Genomic DNA, 20688 nt, shown 5'->3' on the forward strand with positions numbered 1-20688 from the left:
GATTGGCACTTAGCAATCGCGATTTTTGCCGTTACACTGCGCGACCTTTTTCAAACTGCACCGGATAGCTTGAGGGTTGGCCTGCAGATTTACCGTAGGAGCTGCCGAAGGCTGCGATCTTTTGGTCTTGCTTTTAAAGATCAGGATCAAAAGATCGCAGCCTCGTTGCACTCGTCAGCTCCTACAGATATTCAGTCCAGCGTTCAAAGTTTTCCGATGCAGTAGCGCTGCCCCTGCCTGAGTGGGGCTTCGCGGTCGCTGACCTTGCCCAAGGTTGCGATCAGTCTTTGTCCTCCCGAGAGGATTGCCGGTGGCCAAGAAAGCCGCATCCTTCGCCGCCCTGGGCGGCCTGGTATTTTCCACCGACGCAGGTCGTCATTGCCCGGAATGCAGCAAACCGGTGGACGCCTGTATCTGCAAACAAACCGTGATCCCGGCCGGTGACGGCATTGCCCGCGTGCGTCGCGAAAGCAAAGGGCGTGGCGGCAAGACGGTGACCACCATCACCGGCGTGCCTCTGGCCGAAGACGCGCTCAAGGAGCTGGCGACGACGTTGAAGAAACGTTGTGGCACCGGCGGGGCGTTGAAGGACGGCATCATCGAAATCCAGGGCGATCACGTCGAGCTACTCTTGGCAGAGCTGATCAAGCACGGTTTCAAAGCGAAGAAATCCGGCGGCTAGCAGCCTCTGTGAAACCCTCCGGCGGCTTGATCCGGCTTCGAGTGTTCTCGGATCCGGCGTCGTCGCCATGGTTTTCACAGAGCCTGTTCATGACCGGTTTCTAAACTCCACGCAGTCAGTGCGGTCTACCGCCGCACTGACGAACCGTCATTTTCATTCTTTAGACTGCGCCGGCCTGAACGTCAGGCGACGCACTCTGACTTCTTTATAGGGGACTTCGATGTCCGTACGACGCACACGTAAAGACGATGGCAGCCAATGGACAGTTGCGGACAGCCGCAGCGTTTACGGGATCCGCCATTGGGGGGCCGGGTATTTCGCGATCAATGAAGCCGGTCGCGTCGAAGTACGTCCGAACGGCCCGAGCAGCTCGCCTATCGATCTGTTCGAGCAAGTCGACCAACTGCGCAAGAGCGGTTTGTCCTTGCCGTTGCTGGTGCGTTTCCCCGACATCCTGCAAGACCGTGTCCGTCAGTTGACCGGCGCTTTCGATTCGAACATCGAACGCCTGGAATACCAGAGCAAGTACACCGCGCTGTACCCGATCAAGGTCAACCAGCAGGAAGCGGTGATCGAGAACATCATCGCCACCCAGAACGTCTCCATCGGTCTGGAAGCCGGCTCCAAGCCTGAGCTGCTGGCGGTGCTGGCGCTGGCGCCGAAGGGCGGCACCATCGTCTGCAACGGTTACAAGGACCGCGAGTTCATTCGCCTGGCGCTGATGGGCCAGAAACTCGGCCACAACGTGTTCATCGTCATCGAGAAAGAATCCGAAGTCGGCCTGGTGATCGAAGAAGCCGCCTCGCTGAAGGTCAAGCCGCAGGTGGGTCTGCGAGTGCGCCTGTCGTCGCTGGCCTCGTCGAAATGGGCGGACACCGGTGGCGAGAAATCCAAATTCGGTCTGTCGGCGGCACAACTGCTGTCGGTGGTCGAGCGCTTCCGTGGCGCCGGCCTGGATCAGGGCATCCGCCTGCTGCACTTCCACATGGGTTCGCAGATTGCCAACCTCGCTGACTATCAGCACGGCTTCAAGGAAGCGATCCGTTACTACGGCGAGCTGCGCAACCTCGGGCTGCCGGTCGATCACATCGACGTCGGCGGTGGCCTCGGTGTCGACTACGACGGCACCCACTCGCGCAACGCCAGTTCGATCAACTACGACATGGACGATTACGCCGGTGTCGTGGTCGGCATGCTCAAGGAATTCTGCGACGCGCAGAGCCTGCCGCATCCGCACATCTTCTCCGAAAGCGGCCGCTCGCTGACCGCGCACCACGCGATGCTGGTGGTGCAGGTGACCGACGTCGAGAAACACAACGACGAAATCCCGCTGATCGAGAACAAGGAAAGCCTGCCGGAAACCGTGCAGTGGCTGGTCGATCTGCTCGGCCCGACCGACATCGAAATGGTCACCGAAACTTACTGGCGCGCCACGCACTATATGAGCGACGTCGCCGCGCAGTACGCCGATGGCAAGCTGACCCTGGCCGAAAAAGCCCTCGCCGAGCAGTGCTACTTCGCCGTGTGCCGGCGCTTGCACAACTCGCTGAAGGCGCGTCAGCGTTCGCACCGCCAGGTGCTCGACGAACTCAACGACAAGCTGGCCGACAAGTACATCTGCAACTTCTCGGTGTTCCAGAGCCTGCCGGACACCTGGGCGATCGATCAGGTGTTGCCGATCATCCCGCTGCATCGCCTCGATGAAGAGCCGCTGCGCCGCGCGGTGCTGCAGGATCTGACCTGCGACTCCGACGGCAAGATCAACCAGTACGTTGACGAGCAGAGCATCGAAACCAGCCTGCCGGTGCACGCGTTGAATGAAGGCGAAGATTACCTGCTGGGCGTGTTTCTGGTCGGCGCCTATCAGGAAATCCTCGGCGACATGCATAACCTGTTCGGTGACACCGACTCGGTGAACATCTACCAGAACGCCGATGGCAGCGTGTACCACGCCGGTATCGAAACCCACGACACCATCGAAGACATGCTGCGTTACGTGCACCTGTCGCCGGAAGAGCTGATGACGCACTACCGCGACAAATGCGCCAGTGCCCGCATCAGTGCCAGCGAGCGCACGCAGTTCCTCGATGCACTGCGTCTGGGTCTGACCCGCTCTTCCTATCTGTCTTCCTGAGACCCGATAGCGTTCCGCCCGGGTTGTCCGATTTTTTTCCGCGAGTTGTGGAAAATTCGGACATTCCGGTGGGACATCTCCTGATTTTTTCACGAAAACCTGTGCGATCACGGTCAGCAAACTCTTCCGGTCTGCTTTTCGCGTAGGTCATTTCCTAAGTTGTACTTCGCCTCTCTACTCGGCCATGCCTCTCGGCGAGAATCCCCGGCCGCCCCCCCTGTAGAGATCCGCCCATGTTCGATCCAGTCAACGAGCCGTCGTTTCGTCTCGATGTAGCGGGCCTGTCCGACCCCTTCGACGTTCTCGCCTTTACCGGAAGGGAAGCGCTTAGCGAACCCTTTGCCTTCGAGATCGATGTGGTGATCGACGATCCGCATCTGGATCTCGCCGGCCTGCTGCACCGTTCTGCGTTCCTGTGCTTCGGCCCGCCCGGCCAGGGTGTGCACGGGCAATTGCACAGCCTTGTCCAGCATGAGCACAGCCATGGCCTGCGCTTGAGTCGCGTGCGTCTGGGGCCCAGGCTCGACTGCCTTGACCTGCGTTTGAGTCAGCGCATTTTCAGCGGCCGCTCCGTGCCGCAGATCATCGACCAGGTCCTGCGCGAGCACGGTATTGTCGGCCTGCAACGACGTTTCGACCTGCACGGCGACCACCCCGCGCGCACCTTCTGTACGCAGTACCGCGAATCCGATCTGCGACTGCTCCAGCGCCTTTGCGCAGAGGCGCGCATTCACTATTACTTCGAGCATCACCGCGACAGGCATTGCCTGGTATTCGGCGATGACCCGACGCGGATGCCGCAGGCAGACGTCGCTCACTATCAGGGCGAGCATGAGCAGCATTGCGTCGCTTGCGCCGTACGCCAGTGGCAACTGCACGAAGATTCACAGGCCAGCCAGCGGGGACCGAATGCCGAAGGCCACAGCGATTTGTCCGCCCTGCGCAGCGGTCAATGGTTGCCGCTGGACGGCCATCCCTTCATCGAATGCAACCGCCCATGGTTGCTGACCCGCATCGAACACCGTGCCGATCATTCACTTGAACCGGCCTACAGCAATCGCCTGTTCGCTGCCGCGCGGCTGCCCGTCTGTGCGCCCGCCGCAACGCCAGCCAAGCAGCGCATGCACAGCCTGCAGCGTGCCTGGGTGGTTTCGGTCGATGAAGCGCAACCCGATCGCTCGCGGCCGGTCGCGGTGCAATTCGACTGGCTGTATCAGGGCGAAGGCGCAGCGCCTAGCCATTGCTGGTTACCGCTTGCACCAGCCCTGAGCGAGTTGCCTTCAGCGGCGCTGGCCGATGGCGTGGAGGTCGTGGTGAGTTTCCTCGAAGGCGATCCCGATCAGCCGATGGTCAGCGGCGTTCTCCAGCCTGCGGCGCTGGCAGAGGATGCGGTTGAGGACGATGTCCCGTTGCCGCAGTTGCTGGTGAGCGATGGGCTGCAGCAATTGTTGCAGTCCGGCGAGCCGTTGCTGCTGCTATGCCTGCTGCCGGGCGGCGGCAGCTTCAACCACTGCGCCGAGTCCGTGTGCAGTTGCCGGCTGTTGACCGCGCTTGATCAGAGCAGCGCAAGATGAGCGGCGCGGCGCTTGAGCCTATGGCGCAATGGCTGTTGCTCGATACCCCTGATGCGTCACGCGCTCTGCTGACTTTGCGGCAGGGCTTTGCCGATGTGCAGCGTCACCGGTTGTTCGACGGTACCGAATTTCAACCGGTCAGCGAGCACGGCCCGGTTCTTGTCGACTTGCGCGAGAGTCCGGCCTTGACCGCCTTGTGCCTGCGCGACCCTGACACTTGGCGCGGGCTGCTGCTGAGCTGCGAAATACCGGCGCGGCAGCTGATCAGCCACTTGCAGCGCATGCTCACCGTCTCGTTCGGCTTGAATCACCGGGCCTTGCTCAGCTATTACAACCGGCAGACCGCCAGCTATTTCTTCGACGCCTGCGATGCCGCGCAACTGAGTCGCTGGCTCGGGCCGATCCGCCAGTTGCGCTGGTTTGGTGGTACCTGGGCTGACCGCGCCATCGGTAGTCAGGGCTGGCAACAGCTGCGCAATCCCGGCCTGCTCGTCGAGCCGCTGGGCATCGAAGAAAGCCTGACCCGGCGCCAGCGTGAGCGCCTGCAAACCTGTCTGCTGGAACAACACATCTGGCGCTGGTGCCAATCCCTGAGCGCCGATTACCAGACGATCTCCGTGCATGTGCAACAAGGTCTGGCGCTGGGTTTCAGTGATCGCGCTGTGCTGGATGGCTGGCTGTGGCTGCGCCTGCTCAATCCGCGCGCCGTGCTGATCGTGCCGCCGGCTGGACTGACCCAGCCGGAACGGCTCGACTTTCTGCGTCGGCAGTGGGGTGCGGCGGACTGACTGATGCCGTCAGTGAGCCTTGCCGCTGAACCAGCCATCGCTGCGTTTCAGCCACAGGGCTTGAGCGCCGAGGGTCAAGCTGCGCAAGACCATGAACAGCAGGAAAGATATCCACAGGCCGTGATTGCCCAGTGCTTGCAAGAACCAGGCGAACGGCAGGAGCAACAACACCGTCAGCAGCATGCCGTTGCGCATTTCCCGCGCGCGGGTGGCGCCGATGAACAGACCGTCGAGCAGGTAACTCCACACTGCAATCAGCGGCAGCACGGCGAGGTAGGGCAGGTAGACGAAAGCCGTGTCGCGCACGCTCTGAATGTCGGTCTGCATCTCGATGAACAGGTGCCCGGCGAGCAGAAACAGCCCAGCGAATCCGAGGCTGGCGATCAGCGACCAGCCGCCGGCCACCACCAGCGATCGACGCAAGGCCAGGCGATCCCGGGCGCCGATGGCATGCCCGCACAAGGCTTCAACGGCGTGGGCCAGTCCATCGAGTGCGTGAGCAGTCAGCAGCAGGCCGTTGAGCAGCAACGCATTGGCCGCTACGGTCGCATCGCCGAGCCGCGCGCCCTGTACGGTGATCAGGAAGAACACCGATTGCAGGGCGAGGCTGCGGATGAAAATGTCACGGTTGACCGCCAGCAGCGGACGCCAACTCTGCCAGACTTTCAACGTCGACCAGATGATCTGCCCCGGATAGGCGCGCAACGCCGTGCGCGTCAGCCATAGACCGAGCAGGGCACCGCTCCATTCGGCGATTACCGAAGCGCGCGCCGAGCCGACCACGCCCCAGTCCAGGCCGATGACAAACCACAGATTGAGCACAATGTTGATCAGGTTGGTGCTCAGCAGAATCGCCAGCGGCGCCCGCGCATTCTGCGTACCGAGGAACCAGCCGACCAGCGCATACGTCGCCAGCGCGGCGGGCAGGCCGAACAGGCGCGCGTGGAAAAACTCCCGGGTCAATTGATCCAGCTCTGCCGATGGCTGCATGAAGTGCAGGGCAACGCCGCTGAGCGGCACGCCGAGGCTGCCAAGCACGACTGCCAGGCCCAACGCCAGCAGCAGGCCCTGCAAGAGAATCTGCCGCAACGCCGCGCCATCGCTGCGCCCGGCAGCCTGCGCGGCAAAACCGGTGGTGCCCATGCGCAGAAAACCCATCGCCCAGGCGAGAAAGGTGTACAGACTGGCGCCGACCGCCACCGCACCCAATTGATGGGCATGCGGCAGGTGGCCGATGACAGTGCTGTCGACCAGCGCCACCAGCGGCACGGAAATATTGGAAAGGATCATTGGCGCGGCGAGCGCCCAGACCTTGCGGTGAGTCGGGCGGTCGCGCCAGTCGGTAATCAGAGAGGACATGCAGGCTCCTTGGGGGAGCGGGGATTGTAGCGAGTCAGCCATTCAATGTGGGAGCGAGCCTGCTCGCGAAGACTGACCGACTTCGGCTGTGCCGGCCATTCGCGAGCAGGCTCGCTCCCACAGGGTGGCGGTGATGTTAATGGATGATCCAGCTCAACAACCACAACCCCAGCAGCAACCAGATGATCCCGGCAATGATCGACGCGTTCATGAACGCCCGGATCGCCGACCACAGCAGCATCAGGCCAACGATCAGGGCGATGATGCTGATGATCGAAGTATCCATCCCCAGCGTTTGCGCCAGGCCGTCGACAAAGTTGCCGCCGGCATTGCTGAGCATATTGAACAGACCACTGAGGCCATCGACGATAAAGCGGATGATCGAACCGAGTGCCTGGCCGAGCCATTCGAAAAAGCTTTCTACACGCATGTGTGCATCCCTGATGAAAGAGCTGAGCCTTGGGCCACGCCGAGGGCGGCCGAGTTCCCTGCATGATAGAAGGTTTGCCCGGATCATGTGTGGGAGCGAGCCTGTTCGCGAAGGGGGCGTGTCAGCAAATCCGGTCTGGATGATCCACCGCCTTCGCGAGCAGGCTCGCTCCCACAATGGATCATCTGCGCTGCTTGCCTTCAGCCCGCTTCCCCCCGAAGCTATGCGTCTTCAGGAGAGCCCGATGAACCTTGTAGAACTGACCGAACGCCTGCACGCCATTCGTGACCGCAATGACTGGCGGCAATTTCACAGCCCGAAAAACCTCGCCATGGCCGCCAGCGTGGAAATGGCCGAGCTGGTCGAAATCTTCCAGTGGCTGACAGAGGACCAGTCGCGCCAGTTGCCGGCGGACAAACTCGCGCATGCCGGGCAGGAAGTCGGCGACATCGTCCTGTATCTGTTGCTGCTGTGCAGCGAACTGGGTCTGGACATGAATGAAGTGGTGCGCGCCAAGCTCGCCGACAGCGAACGGCGGTTCAGCTGATGAGCGACCGTCATTTCGACCAGTTGGCCACGCGCTTCGCCGAAAAAATCTACGGCGGCGCCAAAGGCGCGATTCGCCTCGCGGTGTTGCAGGCCGATCTGACCGAGGCCTTGCCAGATCGGCCGCTGCGCGTGCTCGATATCGGCGGGGGCCTGGGGCACATGTCGCTGTGGCTGGCCGAGCGCGGCCATGACGTCACCTTCACCGAGCCGGCCGAACCGATGCTCGAAGGTGCGCGCCAGCGTTTTTCCGAAGCCGGACACACCGCGACATTCATTCAGGCGCCGTGGCAGGAACTGCCCGGTCAGCTCACCGAGCCCTACGATCTGGTGATCTGCCACGCCGTGCTGGAATGGCTCGCCGAGCCCCACGCGATCCTGCCGGTGCTGCATCAACTGACCAAGCCCGGCGGCTGGCTGTCGCTGGCGTTCTACAACCGTGATGCGTTGATTTATCGCAATCTGCTCAAGGGCCATTTCAAGAAAATGCGCAAGAACGTCATGGCTGGCGAAAAGCAGAGCCTGACTCCCCAGCAGCCTCTCGACCCACGGGAATTGGCAACGCAACTCGCTGGAATGTGGCAGGTCGAAAGTCAGAGCGGCGTACGGGTATTTCACGATTACATGCCGGTGGAATTCCAGGCCCGCGCCGAACTGGCGGACTTGCTGGAAATGGAACTTGCGCACCGTCGTCACCCAGGCTTTGCCGGGCTTGGGCGTTACTTGCACTGGATCTGCCGGCCGATCTGAGCGGAGCGCAACATGAAAGCTCGATGCGGGTTATTGCTGATGTGTCTGGGGATTGCTGCCTGTCAGGGCAGTAATCCATACGTGGCGCAGTCGCGGCCGTTGCCGCCGGCACCGCCGCAAGCCGCCACCACCTTCGACCGCAGCGCCTACCCGGCGCCGCCGCGTGATTACGGGCGCTACCGCAATTGGGCCTGGCGCGACGGGCAGTTGCCGCCGGGCACGGCGTGGGCCGATTCGGCGCAGGTGGCCGAGGCGGTCAGCAACGCCCTCGACCAGCGCGGCTTGCGGCCGATGCGCGACAATCGGCCGGCCGATCTGCTGGTCAGCGCCGACCTGCGTCTGGAAACCCGATTGCGCCAGGTTCGCGACGACTACGGCTACTACGGTGGATACGGCGGCTATGATCGTTACGGTCGCGGTTACGGCATGTACAGCACAGTGCCGGTCATGCGCACCTACCAAGAGCAGGTCGTAGTGGTGCGGGTCGATCTGTTCGATGCCAGCAACGGCCAACCGGTGTGGAGCGCCAGCGCCGAAACCGGCACCCAGGGTAATCAGATCGAACGCGCCGATGCGATTCGCGAGGCTGTGGAAAAAGCCATGGCGGCGTATCCTCCCAGCTGACTTCGTGTCAGCAGGTTCATGTCTTCATCCGGAGAATCATCATGTTCCGCCGTCTCGCTCTACTCGCTGTTGCTGCGCTGCTCAGTGCCTGCGCCGCCAATCAGGTCAATCACGATTTCGACGCCAGCCGCGACTTTGCCGCTTATCGCAGCTGGAGCTGGAAAGACCCGGCCCTGCAATACCGTCCCGATGATCCGCGCATTAAAAGTGACCTGACCGAACAACGCATCCGCCAAGCGGTATCCGATCAACTCGATCAGCGCGGTTTGCGCCCGGCCGCTGGCGGTGGCAAGGGAGATTTGAGCGTGCAGACCTACCTGATCGTCGAGGATCGGCAGCAGCAAGTGACGACCAATTACGGCGGCGGTTGGGGCGGCCCGTGGAACGGCTACTGGGTCGCGCCGATGTACAACGAAACGCGCAACATCACCTACAAGGTCGCGACCATTCAGATCGATTTGCTCGACGGCAAGGACGGCAAACTGGTCTGGCGCGGCAGCGATGAACAAATGCTTAGCAGCCGCCCGAATCCGGCCGATCGCAGCAATGCCATTCGCGAGACCGTGGCGCGGATCCTGGCCAACTATCCACCGCGTTGATCAGCTCTTGAAACTGAGGCAGCTCCTGTGGGAGTGGGCTTGCTCACGAAGGCGGCGTTACATTCAACATTTTGGTTGCCTGACCTGACGCTTTCGCGAGCAAGCCCGCTCCCACAGGTTTCGGTGTTGAACCGGTGATCTCGGGCCTGGCGCAGATTCCTGTGGGAGTGGGCTTGCCCACGAAGGCGGCGGTGCATTCAATATTTTGGTTGTCTGACCTGACGCTTTCGCGAGCAAGCCCGCTCCCACAATGGAATGGCGTGACGCCAGCAGTCTCGACCGACCGCGTCTACACTCATTTTCACCAACGCAGGTAGCTCGGCACTGCGCCGGCAAAGGAGTGCGCCATGTCGCCAGGATCGCAAGGCAACGGCCCGGCCCGGCAACGGGGGGCGATCGGTTTGATGGCGGCCGCCACTTTGAGTCTGGCGCTGGTGATGATGTTGCTGGTGGTCGACAGCGGCCGCTTGTACATGGAACAGCGCAAATTGCAGCGGGTCGTCGATACGGCCGCCCTCGAAGCGGTCAGTCGCGGTGGCAATTGCCTGCCCGGGCTGAGCGCCGCCAGTTATGCCGGGCAGAGTGCGCTGCGCAACGGTTACGTGGTGGATGCCGCCAATACGCTCACTACCACCTGCGGCACACTGGCCACCGCTGGCAGCGGCATGCGCAGTTTCACCGTCGATGCCACGCAAACGGCGGCGGTGAAAGTCGCCGCCAGTCGTACGGTCACCACCAGTTTTGCTGGCGGTGTGCAGGCGCTGTTCAGTGCCACGCCGGTCAGCCTCAACACCACCCTAAATGCTTCGGCAGTCGCGGCCAAACCGCAGCCGACCGTCGCCCAACTGAATATTCGCAGCACCCTCGCCAGCATCGACACAGCGCAGTCGAACATTCTCAATCCGCTGTTTTCCGGGTTGCTCGGCGGCAACGTCAACCTCACGGCGGTGGGCTGGGACGGTTTGCTGCACACCGATATCAACCTGCTCAAATACCTCGATCAACTGGCCATCGACCTCAACGTCGGCGTCGGCAACTACACGCAATTGCTCAACACCCAGGCAACGGTGACGCAGTTGATTCAGGCCGCAGCGACGGTGGTGCAACTCAACGGCGCGACTGCGCAAGTGGTCACCGCGCTGGGCCAGTTGCAGGTCGCCGCTATCAACGCAGCACCGGTCAGACTCGGCGAGATCCTGCAACTGCAAACCGGCACCACGGCGGCGGGGCTGGATGCCAATCTGCAATTGCTGCAACTGGTGCAAGGCGTGGTGCAACTGGCCAACAGCAAAAGCGCGGTGGCGGCGACCTTGCCGGTCAATGTGCTGGGGCTGGCCGGTGTCACGGTGCGGGTGAAAGTGATCGAGCCGCCACAGTTCTCGGCGATTGGCGACCCGGCGCGGGCCAAGGCCGATCCGTTGGGACCGGACCGGATTTATGTGCGCACCGCGCAGGTGCGCACGTTGTTGTCGGTGAATTTGCCGGTGCTCTCGGGGGTGACGGGGCTGACCAATGCGGTGCTGGGCCTGGTCGGTGCACTGACGCCGACACTCAACGCGCTGTTGAGCCTGAATCTGGTGGACACAATCAATTCAGTGTTCTGCCTGTTGGGCGCCGGTTGCAAGCAGCTCGATCCCAAGCTGCTGCCCTCACCGCAGATCGATATCGCGCTGGATGCCGGCGGGGCGAAAAGCTATGTCACCGATTACCGCTGCCCGACCGGCGACAGCGGCAGCAAAAGCCTGACCGCTACCACCACAACCTCTCTGGCTGATCTCAAGCTCGGCAGGATCGATCCCGTCGCGGCGTTTTCCTCAGTCGCCGAACCAATGGTGGCACCGCTGCCCCTGGTTGATCTCGGCATCATCACCTGCCACAAGATTCTCGGCATCGGCAGTTGCGATGCCTCCTCCCACGTGCAGTACGGCGCCGGCGGCATTGCCCTCAAACTCGACACCAGCGTCGCGCAGACCACGCAGAATTTGCTGTTCTCCAGCACCACACCCTTCGCCACCCCGGCCAATCTGAAACTGCCGCCGAGCGTGCTACCGGCCGCGCCGACCAGCAACATCGTCGGCAGCCTGGCGAACACCCTGTCCGGCATCAACCTGATCGTCTACAAACCCGTGGGCAGCAATCCGCTGGGCGCTATCGTCACCGGTGTGGCTTCGTTGATCGGTGACGTCAGCAACCGCTTGTTGCCAGTGGTCACCGGTTTGATCAGCCCATTGCTCGACCCGCTGCTGAATAATCTGCTCAAGGGCCTGGGCATCAACCTGATGAACACCGAGGTGGGCGCCAACATGACCTGCGGGCAGACCGGCAAGGCTTACCTGGTGATCTGATCGTCGCTGGCGATCGGCAATTCGATGCAGAACCGCGCCCCCTCCGTGGAGTTGCGCACGCTCAATTGCCCGCCCATGTTGGCGATGATGCCGTAGCTCACCGACAGGCCCAGACCGGTGCCGACGCCGATCGGTTTGGTGGTGAAGAACGGCTCGAAGATCCGCTCGAGCAAACGCGGATCAATGCCGCCGCCATTGTCCTCGACCCACAACCGCACGCTTTCCTCGTCACGCTCGGCATAGATCGAAATCCACGGCTTGAACGCTGAGTCGTTGTCGCGTTTGCCAAGCAGGGCGTCGCGGGCGTTGACCATCAGGTTGATCAACACCTGTTCCAACTGATCGACGTAACCACGCACCTGCGCCTCGAAGCCGGTCTCGCTGATGCGCAGATCGACACCTTTGCCACGCATGCCCTCGGCCAGTAGCGACAAGGTGCCGTCGATGGCCTGGGCCGGGTTGAACAACTGCTGTTCGATTTCCGAGCGACGGCCGAACACACGCATGTGGTCGACCACCTTCGCCGCACGCTGCACCTGGGCGTCGATGCGATTGAGTTTGTCGGTCAGGTAATCAACCTGCACATCTCCGTTGCCGAGGCGCTTGAGCACGTTGACGATGGCCATGCGCATCACGTTCAACGGCTGATTGATCTCGTGGGCGAGGCCGGTGGCCATTTCGCCGAGGGTGGCCATTTTCGCGCTCTGCGTGAGTTGCTGTTGCGAGCGGCGCACCTCGGTGTTGTCCCTGCCGACGGCTTGCACTTCAATCAACTGACCTTGGTCGTCAAACACGCCGCGATCCGACCAGACCCACCAGGCGTGTTCGCGTCCGGGCAATTGCAGGCTGATTTCCGCAGTACTCACTGGCTGTTCCGGCGTCAGTTGGCTGAGGCGCTGAACAAACGCGGCGCGCTGTTCTACGGACATCCAGCCACCGAGATCAACCCCGGGCAGTTGTTCCGGGGTGCATTCCAGATAAGTCGCCAACGGTCGGTTGCCAAAGACTAACGTCAGGTCCGGGCGATAGCGGCAGATCATCGCCGGCGAATCCTCGACCAGAATCCGATAGCGCTCCTCGCTCTGCAAGACCTGCTCGGCGGCCAGCGTCGCGTCGGTGACGTCCAGCCACAAGCCCACCGCCTCGACCGGCAGGCCGAGATCGTTGCGCAGTAGTTTTGCCTCATCGAGCAGCCAGTGATAGTCGCCACGACTGTCTCGCAAGCGATAACGCGCACGTACCGAACCTTCACGCAGCAGCTCGCGGTTGCGCTGGAAATACAGTTCACGGTCGTCGGGGTGCACGTGCTCGACCAGCGTTGCCGCGTCGCAATCCTCCAGCGTCCAGCCCAGCAAGGGTTGCAGGCTGGCGCTGAAAAACGCCGGGACCAGCGCGCCTTCCTCATAACGCTGCACGTAAATCACCGCCGGCGAACTGGCGATCAGATTATCCAGTCGCGCATGGGCGGCAGCGGCGCGCTGCTGTTGATTCTGGATGTCGCTGATATCGAGCATGAACCCGACCAGGCGCCGATGCTCACCGGTGCCGCTGACCTGGCCCTGAATCCGATACCACGTCGCTGCTGCGCCGACCTCCGCGCGGTGCAGACGCACGCTCAGGGTCAGCGCTTCTCCCTGCAACTGTAGGGCGCGCAACCGGCTGCGCAACTCGTCGCGGTCGGCGGGATGAAACAGCGACAGCCAATCTTCTACCGGCAGCAGGCGATCGCTGAGATTCAGTGCCGAGGCCAGCGTCGGCGCCAGTGCAATCTGCTCTTCGGTACTGATTTCCCACCAGCCGGCGCCAAGCAGGTTTTGCAGGGAATCAAGACGCTCCATCGATTGCCCATGGCGTCGCTCGCGCAAGCGGCTGAGCAGCGGCCCGGCCAGCGCGCCGGCCAGGGTCAGCCAGTCGCGATCGGTCAGCCATGGCGCCACGTTGTCGACCGTATAAAACCCACAGAGCAGCCACGCGACCACGCCCTGGTCATTGCTGTAAGGCACGGCGAAACCGTTGGCGTTGCCGAACGTGGCCTGCAATCGTGAATGTTCATAGCGCCCCTGCTGGCCGGCGAGGCGTTGCGGCGCGCTGCCGTTGAGACTGTCCAGTGGCGTGCCCAACGGCTGGCCGTCCTCCCACAGTAGCGGAGCATCGTGGCCACGAAACTGTTGATGAATCTGCCAGCCCTGGGCCTGTTCATCGAGCAAGGCCACGGCGAGGCAGGGGATATGCCAGCGCTGGGCGATCGCCTGCAATTGTTCGCCGAGCACCGTCGGCAGGCGCGTCAGGCTGCATGTGCGCAGATGATCGCTGACCTGCGCGGCGAGAGTCTGGCAGGCGTCGCGGTCGCGCGATTGCTGACGTTCGAGCAGCAGGTCGGCGATGTCGAGCATCTGCAACAGCCAGCCATCACTCAGCGGCTGCACCCAACCACGCAGGTGCAGCGGCTGAGCATTCAGGCCGGGGAAGTCGAGATCGAGCAATTGTCCTTGCCAGTCGCGCGGCGGACCTTCCACGCTCAACAGGCTATGCGGCAGCAGATAGGCGCTGAGCGGCAGAGGCTGCCCCTGGGGTTTGTGCTGGGCGAGCAAATGTCGCAGCGGGCCGGCGATCTGCAGCACCTCGCCGTCGCCATTCAGATAAAAATGCAGGCCGGTGGGCGGCGCGCCGAGGTGGTCGGGCAGATCAAGAACAGCGCTGGGGGCACGCTTGAGCAAACGTCCGAAGAGCTTATCGCCGGCGGTCAAAATTGCAGGCTCGAGCGGGCGGTCAGGTGCGTGGGCAGATTGGGCACCGTGCCAATACCCGGCAGCACCAGAAACGGCATGATCTGGTTGAGCTTGCTCACCGGGTAATTGACGCTGACGGTCAGGGTGCCAGTCCCCGCGTCGTACGCCGCACTGGTGTCGGTGCCGACCACCAGATTCAAGGCCGAGGGCAGCCATTGCAGTTGTTGGGTCAGCGCAGCATTGGCGGTGTTGACCAGCACCGTCGAATAGTTCGGCGTGGTCGGGTCGACCGCAACGCTGCGGCGCACCGCCTCAGCGGTGGCCTGGTTGAAAGATTGCATCATCACGAAGGGCAGGCCATAGCTGACCAACCCGTAAAACACTGCGAAAAAGATGATGAACACCAAGGCGAACTCGATCGCCACCGCACCTTTTTGCGACCTGCGAAAGCCGTTTTTCATGCGTGCGTCTACCCTGACAGTCACTGCGTAGTATCAGCATAGAATCATTCAGGCAAAACGGACGGCTTTCAGCGGATGCAGATTTCTCTTGTTCTGATCTGGCTGGCGATCTGCGCCGCCCAAGATGCCCGGCAGCGGCGAATTTCCAACCTGTTGACCTTGGGCGCAGGTGCGTTGGCGCTGCTCTGGTTGCTGGCGACCGGCACCACTTGGTTGGGCGCTGAGGCAGGGCAGGGTGGATGGGCCTGCCTGATTGCTTTGCTGCTGACGATGCCCGGTTACGCCTTGGGACGCATGGGCGCCGGCGATGTGAAATTAATGACAGCCCTGGCTCTTGCGACGAACGGCATATTCGTTCTTGGCGCGTTTATCGGTGCTGGAGTCGCCAGCGTGATATGGCTGCTGCTTGCGCCAAAAGTCTGGCCCCATATCGGTCAAGGGCTTAGAGAGCATTTACGCCATCTCGCTCCGGACAAGTCAAAAAAGCTGCCATTTGCGCCGTTCGTGTGGGTAGGTGTGGTGCTCTCGCTGTACTGGATCACCTGATTGCGGGGTGCCACTAGTGCTATGTACATAGTCGGAAAGTGGGTCTACTTTCAATTCAGGCGAATACGCCACCAAAGTGCAGGAATCGTCAGCGTTGACCCGAGCAAATGGAGTGGTTCGTGAACAAGCCTAATGCGGTAAAAATCCTCGTGGTCGATGATCAGCCGCTGATCGTCGAAGAACTCTGTGAGTTTCTCGAGAGCAGTGGCTACCGTTGCGTGCCGTGCGACTCGAGTCTTGAAGCCGTCGAGCTGTTCAGGGCGGACCCGGACATCGGTCTGGTGCTGAGCGATTTGCACATGCCGGACATGGACGGTATCAAGTTGATCCAGACGTTGCAGATGCTGGCTGGCAAGCAGCGGGTGTTCGAGGCGATCATGCTCACCGGGCGCGCTGACAAGCAGGATGTGATCAAGGCGTTGCGTGCGGGCATTGCCGATTACTATCAGAAGCCGATTGATCTGGCTGAGTTGCTTGAGGGTGTGCAGCGCCAGGAACTGGCTTTGCAGGAACGGCAGAAGAATTTGCACCTTGGGCATTTGAATCAGAAGTTGCAGTTTTTGTCCGAGTCGATTGATGACCTTTATCAGGACCTGGACAAGGTGCGGCGCTCGCCCGTGCCAGTGGTGAGTGAGGGCGAGCCTGATTCTGCCGAGATGCCGGCGGTGTTCAGTCAGTTGTCGCCCAGGCAGTTGGACGTGGCGCGGTTGGTGGGCAAGGGGCAGACCAATTATCAGATTGCCTGTGAGTTGGGGATTACCGAGAACACGGTGAAGCTGTATGTGTCGCAGGTGTTGCGGTTGACGCATATGCATAATCGGACGCAGTTGGCTTTGGCCCTTTCTCCTGGTAGTTCGGCGGGGCGGCAGCGCGTTACGGCTCATTGACTTGGCGGCCTTTGGGCCGACCATGCTTTGGGTGGGTGGGGTGAATATCCGTTTCTTCGGGTGTTGCGGCTGGCGGTTTCGCCCTTACGGCGAGTCCCTTTTGGCAAACGCCCCAAAAGGAACCAAAAGGTCTTCGCCCTGACGTTCGGCCCGCTCGCTGGGGCTCGGGGTTCCTTCGCTCCGGGATCGATCCTGGCGCAGCGGCTACGGTTTGCTTCGCTGCACCTCCTTCCGCTGTGTACGACTGCGTCGTACGGTCGCTGCGCTCCCACGCCCGGATCAATCCCTCCACTCAGCCTGCCGACGGGCTCCAAGATCAAAATCTACTCGAGCTTGCGCTCATTGTTGAGTGGTGCGGCTTCGCCGCGGGCAGCTGCGCTGCTTTTGCTTTCTGTGGGAGCGAGCCTGCTCGCGAAGGCGGCCTGACAGCCGACCTGTTTTTGAGTCTTACGCGATCTAACTGTAGGAGCTGCCGAAGGCTGCGATCTTTTGATTTTGATTTTGATTTTGCTTTTGCTTTTACTTTTGCTTTGCTTTTGCTGTTCTGTGGGAGTAAGCCTGCTCGCGATGAGGCCAGCCGGTCGGCCGATAACTCGAAGTCGTTTAAATCTGTTTCAAGGTAACCAGAACCTTCCCACAAAGTTTTCAGGTTGTCCGTCGGACGTCGGGTCACTAGTCTCTGGCTGTCGCTGGCAACTCAGCGGCCAGGTGTGGAAACCTGAAATTCAAGTAGATGCTTTGCATTGCTACCGTAATCGTTGTCGGCGGGTTCGTTCGTCTGCAAACTGTGTCGCGGCGGCTGTGCGTGGGCAGACTTTGGTCTGGCCGGTTGCCTACTTATCGGTTTTCCACCCTGCGTACAGCTGCCACCTTTTGTCGTGTGGAAACGACAGAAGAGGGCGTCACAGCCAAGTAGGAGTTCTCATGGACAAACTGATCCCAGACCCACCCCCATCCCCCACCACCCCGCTCGAAGACGCCATGCGCGCCGACGATCTGGTGAAAAACCGCGAAGCGATAAAACGCGCGCTCGATTTCTATCTCTGCCCCGAACCCGCAAAACCGCAACCGCCCAGCACGCTGTTCATGGTGGCGCCCAATGTCGATACCGAAAGCCTGTTGGCGCATGCCTGTGAGTCGCTGGCATCAGCGAGTGCCATGGCGAGTAATTTCGCTGGCGAGTTGAGCGGGTTTCAGCGCAGCACGGCGTTGGCGATTCAGCAAATTGTCATGTTGGCGGAATTGGCGGTGAATCGGGCGCTGGATCGGGTTGATCCGCAGCGCTGAAACCGCGTTATCGTTCTTCGCGAGCAGGCTCGCTCCCACAGGGGAAATGCATTGCAAACTGTGGGAGCGAGCCTCAAGAACACCAACGCGGTCGAATGTGGGAGCGAGCCTGCTCGCGAAGGGGCCTTCAAGGGCACCAACAAACTAATTCTTGCTCTCGATCTTCCCGCCCGCATCCGGATCATAAAAATCCGGGATCTCGTATTGGTATTTCTTCAGCCAGCGCTGCATCGCCAGTTCGCGTTCGGTGGCTGTTGCACTCTGAGGTTTCGGCGAGGCGGCTTTGTTGCGGCTTTGCAGGACCAGCCAGCCTTCGGTTTCCTGTTGTTGCGCCGAGGCCGGGCCCGTGTCGATGGCGTGGGCGCCGAGGGGCAGGGTGAGCAGGGTCAGGTAGCACAGGCCTTTGCGGATGGTCATGGCTGTCTCCTATTTGAGCGTCGGCGGTAGCGGGTCGATGAATGCGGCGACGCGGTCGCCGGGTGTGGCTTTGGCGTTGGTTGGGGCTTTGAGTTTTTCCGCGCGTTGCTGCGCTTCGGTGAATTGTTCCGGGGTCAGTTTCGAGCGGCTGACGATTTCCGCGGCTTGTGGCCAGTCGTTCTGGTAGAGCAGCAGGGTGACCATGTTCAGCGTCGCCAGTTGATTGTTCTGGCTCAGTTCGATGGCGGTGAGGAATTCGAATTTCGCTTCGTTGAGGCGTAGTTGATTGAGGTAGACCACGCCCAGGTCATTGCGGATTTTCTCGTCGGTGGGTGCCAGGCGCGCGGCGCGTTGCAGGTGGGCCTGGGCTTGGCCGTTGTCGCCACGGGCGGCGTAGACCTGGCCGAGGCCGTGTTCGGCCTGGGCGGTGAGGCAGCCGCCGAGCAGGCTGCGGTAGAGCGGCTCGGCTTCGCTACGACCGAGCAGGCGATAGACCTTGGCTTTGCGCAGGCGCACTTCGCTGAGGTTGTCCGGCAGGCTTTGCAGGTTGGCGAGGCTGGCGTGGAGCTTGCCGTCGCTGGCCAGATCATCGGCGAGGTTCAGCGACAGTTCCTGCTCCGAGGTCAGTTTGCTGCAGCTGGACGGCGACAGCAGCGAGGTCCACGGCGCCTGGCCGTCCGTGGCGCAGCCGCTGAGCAGCAACAGACTTGCCATGACTATCAGTACTTTCATCAAACGCTCTCCATGAGCCAAGGTCAGTTTGCGAAGGCGCGGGCAATGGCGGTGAAGCCCGGGCCGGCCAGTACGATCAGCAGGGCAGGAAACAGAAACAGCATCATCACCACCGACATCTTCGCCGACATTTTCGAGATGTATTCCTGCAGCCGGGTCAGGCGTCGCTCATCCAGCAATTGCTTGAGCGCCAGCAGCGATTTCATCGCGCCGCCGCCCTGGTGGATCAGTTGCTGAAGGATCACGCAGGTGTCGGTAAATTCGTCCACCGCGAGCATCACTGCGGTCTTGTTCAGCTCCTGCCCCAGCTCCAGACCGGAGTCGACGCGGCTGAGGATCAGGCGTAGTTCGCTGGTCAGCTCCGGCAGCAGTTTCTGCGCTTCGACGCTGAGCACGCGCAACGCTTGTTCAACGGCCATGCCGGATTCGAAGAGGATGCGCAGCAGCGGAATGAACGTAGAGATTTCCACGGCGATGGTTTTCTGCCGGCGGGCGGCGGCGTAGGCGAGCAGGCGTTTGGGCAAGAGATAGCCGCCGCCCGCAGCGAACATCGGCGCCATCCAGCGATGGCTGGTCTGCGGGAAAAACACTTCCTGCAAAAAGATCGCCAGACCCAGAGCGAGCAGCGGCGTGCCGATCTGACAGGCGGCGAACAACGCGCGCTCATTGGCGCGGCGCCAGCCGAGGCGGCCGAGCAGGGTCTGGGTTTCGCTGTCGATGCTCACCGAGCCCCGGCCGAAACGGCTGTTACCCAGCGCGCGCAGCCAGTGGCCGAAACGATTCTCCCGGACCAATTGACCGTGCAAGCGCTGATGCACCTGTCGCACGCGGCGGCGCTCGGTGAGCAGGTGATTGCCCAGCAATAACAGCGAACCGAGGAGCAACAGCAACGCCGCGAGCCAGACCATCTCAAACGCTCCGCAACATGCGCCACAGCGCCAGACTGCCGAGCACCTGCAACACGGCGGCGCTGAGCAGCATGGTCTGGCCGCTTTCGTCGTGCCACATGCCGAGCATGTAGCCAGGGTTGGTCAGCATGAAATAGCTCACCAGAATCAGCGGTAGCAAACCGAGCACCCAAGCGGTCATGCGCGTTTCCCCGGTCAGCGCGCGCAACTGCCGCGCGCCCTGGTCGCGCTCGCGGATCAGTTTGATCAGGTTCTCCAGCAGTTCACTGGCGTTGCCGCCGTAGCGGTGATTGACCTTCAGGCCGAGGGCGAACATGCGCAGTTCGTCCTGCTCGTAGAGTTCGGCAAAATCGCTGATGGCTTCCGGCAAGTTCACCCCCAGTTGCACGTTGCGCTGCACCCGGCCCATGGCCGCTTTCAAGGGATCCTCGCTGGCTTCGATGCCGCCCAGCACCGCATCGCTGAGCGTGCGCCCGGACTTGAGGCTGCGCACGGTATGGTCGAGCAGTTGCGGCAGTTGCTCGATCATGCGGCGGATGCGCCGTCGGTAGCGAATGGCGATGTACAGCCGCAACGCCACCGGCGGGACGATCAACATGATCAGCCAACCAACCCAGCTCCCGAGCAGAAATCCCAGGCCCATCGCCGCCGCCCACAGGCTCAGCCACAGGCCGAAACGCTCGCTCGGCCGACCGAGGCCGGCACGCAAAAACATGCGCTCCAATCCCACCCATTTCGTCTGCTCCACGGTCAATTGCGGTTGCCCCGCAGCGAGGCGATCGAGGACTTTTTCCGTCGCGGTCTTGCGCAGGCCTTGCAGGAACAGATAGACCGACAGCCCGAGCAGCATCAGGCAGAGGGCGATAAGAATGATCGGTCCCAGCATCTGC

At 61.7% G+C, this 20688-nt stretch carries 20 protein-coding genes; 12 read left to right on the plus strand and 8 right to left on the minus strand.

The window, feature by feature from the left end:
- Positions 1 to 310: 310 nt before the first annotated feature.
- The 4 genes from AB4N53_RS23000 (at position 311) to AB4N53_RS23015 (ending at position 5178) form a co-directional block, all read left to right on the plus strand.
- On the plus strand, positions 311 to 682 hold the full coding sequence (locus AB4N53_RS23000; RefSeq protein WP_007914613.1) for a translation initiation factor Sui1: 372 nt from the start codon (positions 311 to 313) through the stop codon (positions 680 to 682).
- 220 nt (positions 683 to 902) lie between these two features.
- A complete protein-coding gene (gene speA, locus AB4N53_RS23005; RefSeq protein ID WP_016771856.1) occupies positions 903 to 2816 on the plus strand; it encodes an arginine decarboxylase in 1914 nt (637 codons plus the stop codon).
- Positions 2817 to 3049: 233 nt separating this feature from the next.
- On the plus strand, positions 3050 to 4390 hold the full coding sequence (locus AB4N53_RS23010; protein WP_460123627.1) for a type VI secretion system Vgr family protein: 1341 nt from the start codon (positions 3050 to 3052) through the stop codon (positions 4388 to 4390).
- The gene (locus AB4N53_RS23015; RefSeq protein WP_460123630.1) at positions 4387 to 5178 is read left to right on the plus strand and encodes a DUF4123 domain-containing protein; all 792 of its coding nucleotides are present in this window, start codon (positions 4387 to 4389) and stop codon (positions 5176 to 5178) included. Before AB4N53_RS23010 ends, AB4N53_RS23015 begins: the two co-directional genes overlap by 4 nt.
- 9 nt (positions 5179 to 5187) lie before the next feature.
- Here the strand turns inward: AB4N53_RS23015 and AB4N53_RS23020 are convergent, their stop codons facing one another.
- Together AB4N53_RS23020 and AB4N53_RS23025 are read right to left on the minus strand one after the other, a co-directional pair.
- Complete coding sequence (locus tag AB4N53_RS23020) at positions 5188 to 6537, minus strand: MATE family efflux transporter (protein WP_460123633.1); 1350 nt, start codon at positions 6535 to 6537, stop codon at positions 5188 to 5190.
- A gap of 136 nt (positions 6538 to 6673) precedes the next feature.
- The gene (locus AB4N53_RS23025) at positions 6674 to 6967 is read right to left on the minus strand and encodes a hypothetical protein (RefSeq protein ID WP_073471796.1); all 294 of its coding nucleotides are present in this window, start codon (positions 6965 to 6967) and stop codon (positions 6674 to 6676) included.
- Between the two features lie 244 nt (positions 6968 to 7211).
- On the opposite strand from AB4N53_RS23025, the gene AB4N53_RS23030 reads away from it, so the two are divergent.
- The 5 genes from AB4N53_RS23030 to AB4N53_RS23050 all read left to right on the plus strand — a co-directional run bounded on the left by AB4N53_RS23030 (position 7212) and on the right by AB4N53_RS23050 (position 11831).
- Positions 7212 to 7514, plus strand: a complete 303-nt coding sequence (locus AB4N53_RS23030) for a MazG-like family protein (protein WP_016771852.1) — start codon at positions 7212 to 7214, stop codon at positions 7512 to 7514.
- A complete protein-coding gene (locus AB4N53_RS23035) occupies positions 7514 to 8263 on the plus strand; it encodes a methyltransferase domain-containing protein (RefSeq protein ID WP_460123637.1) in 750 nt (249 codons plus the stop codon). The genes AB4N53_RS23030 and AB4N53_RS23035 overlap by 1 nt, the downstream gene beginning before the upstream one ends.
- 12 nt (positions 8264 to 8275) lie before the next feature.
- A complete protein-coding gene (locus tag AB4N53_RS23040; protein WP_460123640.1) occupies positions 8276 to 8887 on the plus strand; it encodes a DUF4136 domain-containing protein in 612 nt (203 codons plus the stop codon).
- A 41-nt stretch (positions 8888 to 8928) separates the two neighbouring features.
- Complete coding sequence (locus AB4N53_RS23045; protein WP_460123643.1) at positions 8929 to 9486, plus strand: DUF4136 domain-containing protein; 558 nt, start codon at positions 8929 to 8931, stop codon at positions 9484 to 9486.
- Positions 9487 to 9833: 347 nt separating this feature from the next.
- Positions 9834 to 11831: a pilus assembly protein TadG-related protein gene (locus AB4N53_RS23050; RefSeq protein WP_460123646.1), complete on the plus strand. Its 1998-nt coding sequence runs from the start codon at positions 9834 to 9836 to the stop codon at positions 11829 to 11831.
- Here the strand turns inward: AB4N53_RS23050 and AB4N53_RS23055 are convergent.
- Positions 11816 to 14578: a PAS domain-containing sensor histidine kinase gene (locus tag AB4N53_RS23055; protein WP_460123649.1), complete on the minus strand. Its 2763-nt coding sequence runs from the start codon at positions 14576 to 14578 to the stop codon at positions 11816 to 11818. The two genes, AB4N53_RS23050 and AB4N53_RS23055, sit on opposite strands and share 16 nt — an antisense overlap.
- On the minus strand, positions 14575 to 15021 hold the full coding sequence (locus AB4N53_RS23060; protein ID WP_282384933.1) for a TadE/TadG family type IV pilus assembly protein: 447 nt from the start codon (positions 15019 to 15021) through the stop codon (positions 14575 to 14577). Before AB4N53_RS23060 ends, AB4N53_RS23055 begins: the two co-directional genes overlap by 4 nt.
- A gap of 75 nt (positions 15022 to 15096) precedes the next feature.
- Between AB4N53_RS23060 and AB4N53_RS23065 the strand changes: the two genes are divergently transcribed.
- The 3 genes from AB4N53_RS23065 (at position 15097) to AB4N53_RS23075 (ending at position 17741) form a co-directional block, all read left to right on the plus strand.
- Positions 15097 to 15567 carry a prepilin peptidase gene (locus tag AB4N53_RS23065; protein WP_460123654.1) on the plus strand — a complete coding sequence of 157 codons (471 nt, stop codon included), beginning with the start codon at positions 15097 to 15099 and terminating at the stop codon, positions 15565 to 15567.
- Between the two features lie 107 nt (positions 15568 to 15674).
- Positions 15675 to 16454, plus strand: a complete 780-nt coding sequence (locus tag AB4N53_RS23070) for a response regulator (RefSeq protein ID WP_460123657.1) — start codon at positions 15675 to 15677, stop codon at positions 16452 to 16454.
- Between the two features lie 924 nt (positions 16455 to 17378).
- On the plus strand, positions 17379 to 17741 hold the full coding sequence (locus tag AB4N53_RS23075; RefSeq protein WP_460123660.1) for a DUF6124 family protein: 363 nt from the start codon (positions 17379 to 17381) through the stop codon (positions 17739 to 17741).
- Positions 17742 to 17885: 144 nt separating this feature from the next.
- Here AB4N53_RS23075 and AB4N53_RS23080 read toward each other — a convergent pair whose 3' ends face one another.
- Genes AB4N53_RS23080 through AB4N53_RS23095 form a run of 4 tightly spaced genes read right to left on the minus strand, consistent with a single transcriptional unit; the run spans position 17886 to position 20684 of the window.
- The gene (locus AB4N53_RS23080) at positions 17886 to 18158 is read right to left on the minus strand and encodes a DUF3613 domain-containing protein (protein ID WP_130927037.1); all 273 of its coding nucleotides are present in this window, start codon (positions 18156 to 18158) and stop codon (positions 17886 to 17888) included.
- Positions 18159 to 18167: 9 nt separating this feature from the next.
- Positions 18168 to 18890 (minus strand): tetratricopeptide repeat protein, encoded by a 723-nt coding sequence (locus AB4N53_RS23085; protein WP_071174298.1) that lies wholly within the window; start codon positions 18888 to 18890, stop codon positions 18168 to 18170.
- Between the two features lie 23 nt (positions 18891 to 18913).
- Positions 18914 to 19798, minus strand: coding sequence for a type II secretion system F family protein (locus AB4N53_RS23090; protein ID WP_460123665.1), 885 nt, complete (start codon positions 19796 to 19798; stop codon positions 18914 to 18916).
- Position 19799: 1 nt separating this feature from the next.
- Positions 19800 to 20684, minus strand: a complete 885-nt coding sequence (locus AB4N53_RS23095; RefSeq protein WP_460123668.1) for a type II secretion system F family protein — start codon at positions 20682 to 20684, stop codon at positions 19800 to 19802.
- Positions 20685 to 20688 lie beyond the last annotated feature (4 nt).

This window comes from Pseudomonas sp. H3_E04 (assembly GCF_054668915.1).

Bases quoted from the DNA above. Each gene is read 5' to 3' on its own strand.
- speA (WP_016771856.1), top strand. From the start codon at position 903: ATGTCCGTACGACGCACACGTAAAGACGATGGCAGCCAATGGACAGTT.
- AB4N53_RS23010 (WP_460123627.1), top strand. From the start codon at position 3,050: ATGTTCGATCCAGTCAACGAGCCGTCGTTTCGTCTCGATGTAGCGGGC.
- AB4N53_RS23015 (WP_460123630.1), top strand. From the start codon at position 4,387: ATGAGCGGCGCGGCGCTTGAGCCTATGGCGCAATGGCTGTTGCTCGAT.
- AB4N53_RS23020 (WP_460123633.1), bottom strand. From the start codon at position 6,537: ATGTCCTCTCTGATTACCGACTGGCGCGACCGCCCGACTCACCGCAAG.
- AB4N53_RS23025 (WP_073471796.1), bottom strand. From the start codon at position 6,967: ATGCGTGTAGAAAGCTTTTTCGAATGGCTCGGCCAGGCACTCGGTTCG.
- AB4N53_RS23030 (WP_016771852.1), top strand. From the start codon at position 7,212: ATGAACCTTGTAGAACTGACCGAACGCCTGCACGCCATTCGTGACCGC.
- AB4N53_RS23035 (WP_460123637.1), top strand. From the start codon at position 7,514: ATGAGCGACCGTCATTTCGACCAGTTGGCCACGCGCTTCGCCGAAAAA.
- AB4N53_RS23040 (WP_460123640.1), top strand. From the start codon at position 8,276: ATGAAAGCTCGATGCGGGTTATTGCTGATGTGTCTGGGGATTGCTGCC.
- AB4N53_RS23045 (WP_460123643.1), top strand. From the start codon at position 8,929: ATGTTCCGCCGTCTCGCTCTACTCGCTGTTGCTGCGCTGCTCAGTGCC.
- AB4N53_RS23050 (WP_460123646.1), top strand. From the start codon at position 9,834: ATGTCGCCAGGATCGCAAGGCAACGGCCCGGCCCGGCAACGGGGGGCG.
- AB4N53_RS23060 (WP_282384933.1), bottom strand. From the start codon at position 15,021: ATGAAAAACGGCTTTCGCAGGTCGCAAAAAGGTGCGGTGGCGATCGAG.
- AB4N53_RS23065 (WP_460123654.1), top strand. From the start codon at position 15,097: ATGCAGATTTCTCTTGTTCTGATCTGGCTGGCGATCTGCGCCGCCCAA.
- AB4N53_RS23070 (WP_460123657.1), top strand. From the start codon at position 15,675: ATGGAGTGGTTCGTGAACAAGCCTAATGCGGTAAAAATCCTCGTGGTC.
- AB4N53_RS23075 (WP_460123660.1), top strand. From the start codon at position 17,379: ATGGACAAACTGATCCCAGACCCACCCCCATCCCCCACCACCCCGCTC.
- AB4N53_RS23080 (WP_130927037.1), bottom strand. From the start codon at position 18,158: ATGACCATCCGCAAAGGCCTGTGCTACCTGACCCTGCTCACCCTGCCC.
- AB4N53_RS23085 (WP_071174298.1), bottom strand. From the start codon at position 18,890: ATGAAAGTACTGATAGTCATGGCAAGTCTGTTGCTGCTCAGCGGCTGC.
- AB4N53_RS23090 (WP_460123665.1), bottom strand. From the start codon at position 19,798: ATGGTCTGGCTCGCGGCGTTGCTGTTGCTCCTCGGTTCGCTGTTATTG.
- AB4N53_RS23095 (WP_460123668.1), bottom strand. From the start codon at position 20,684: ATGCTGGGACCGATCATTCTTATCGCCCTCTGCCTGATGCTGCTCGGG.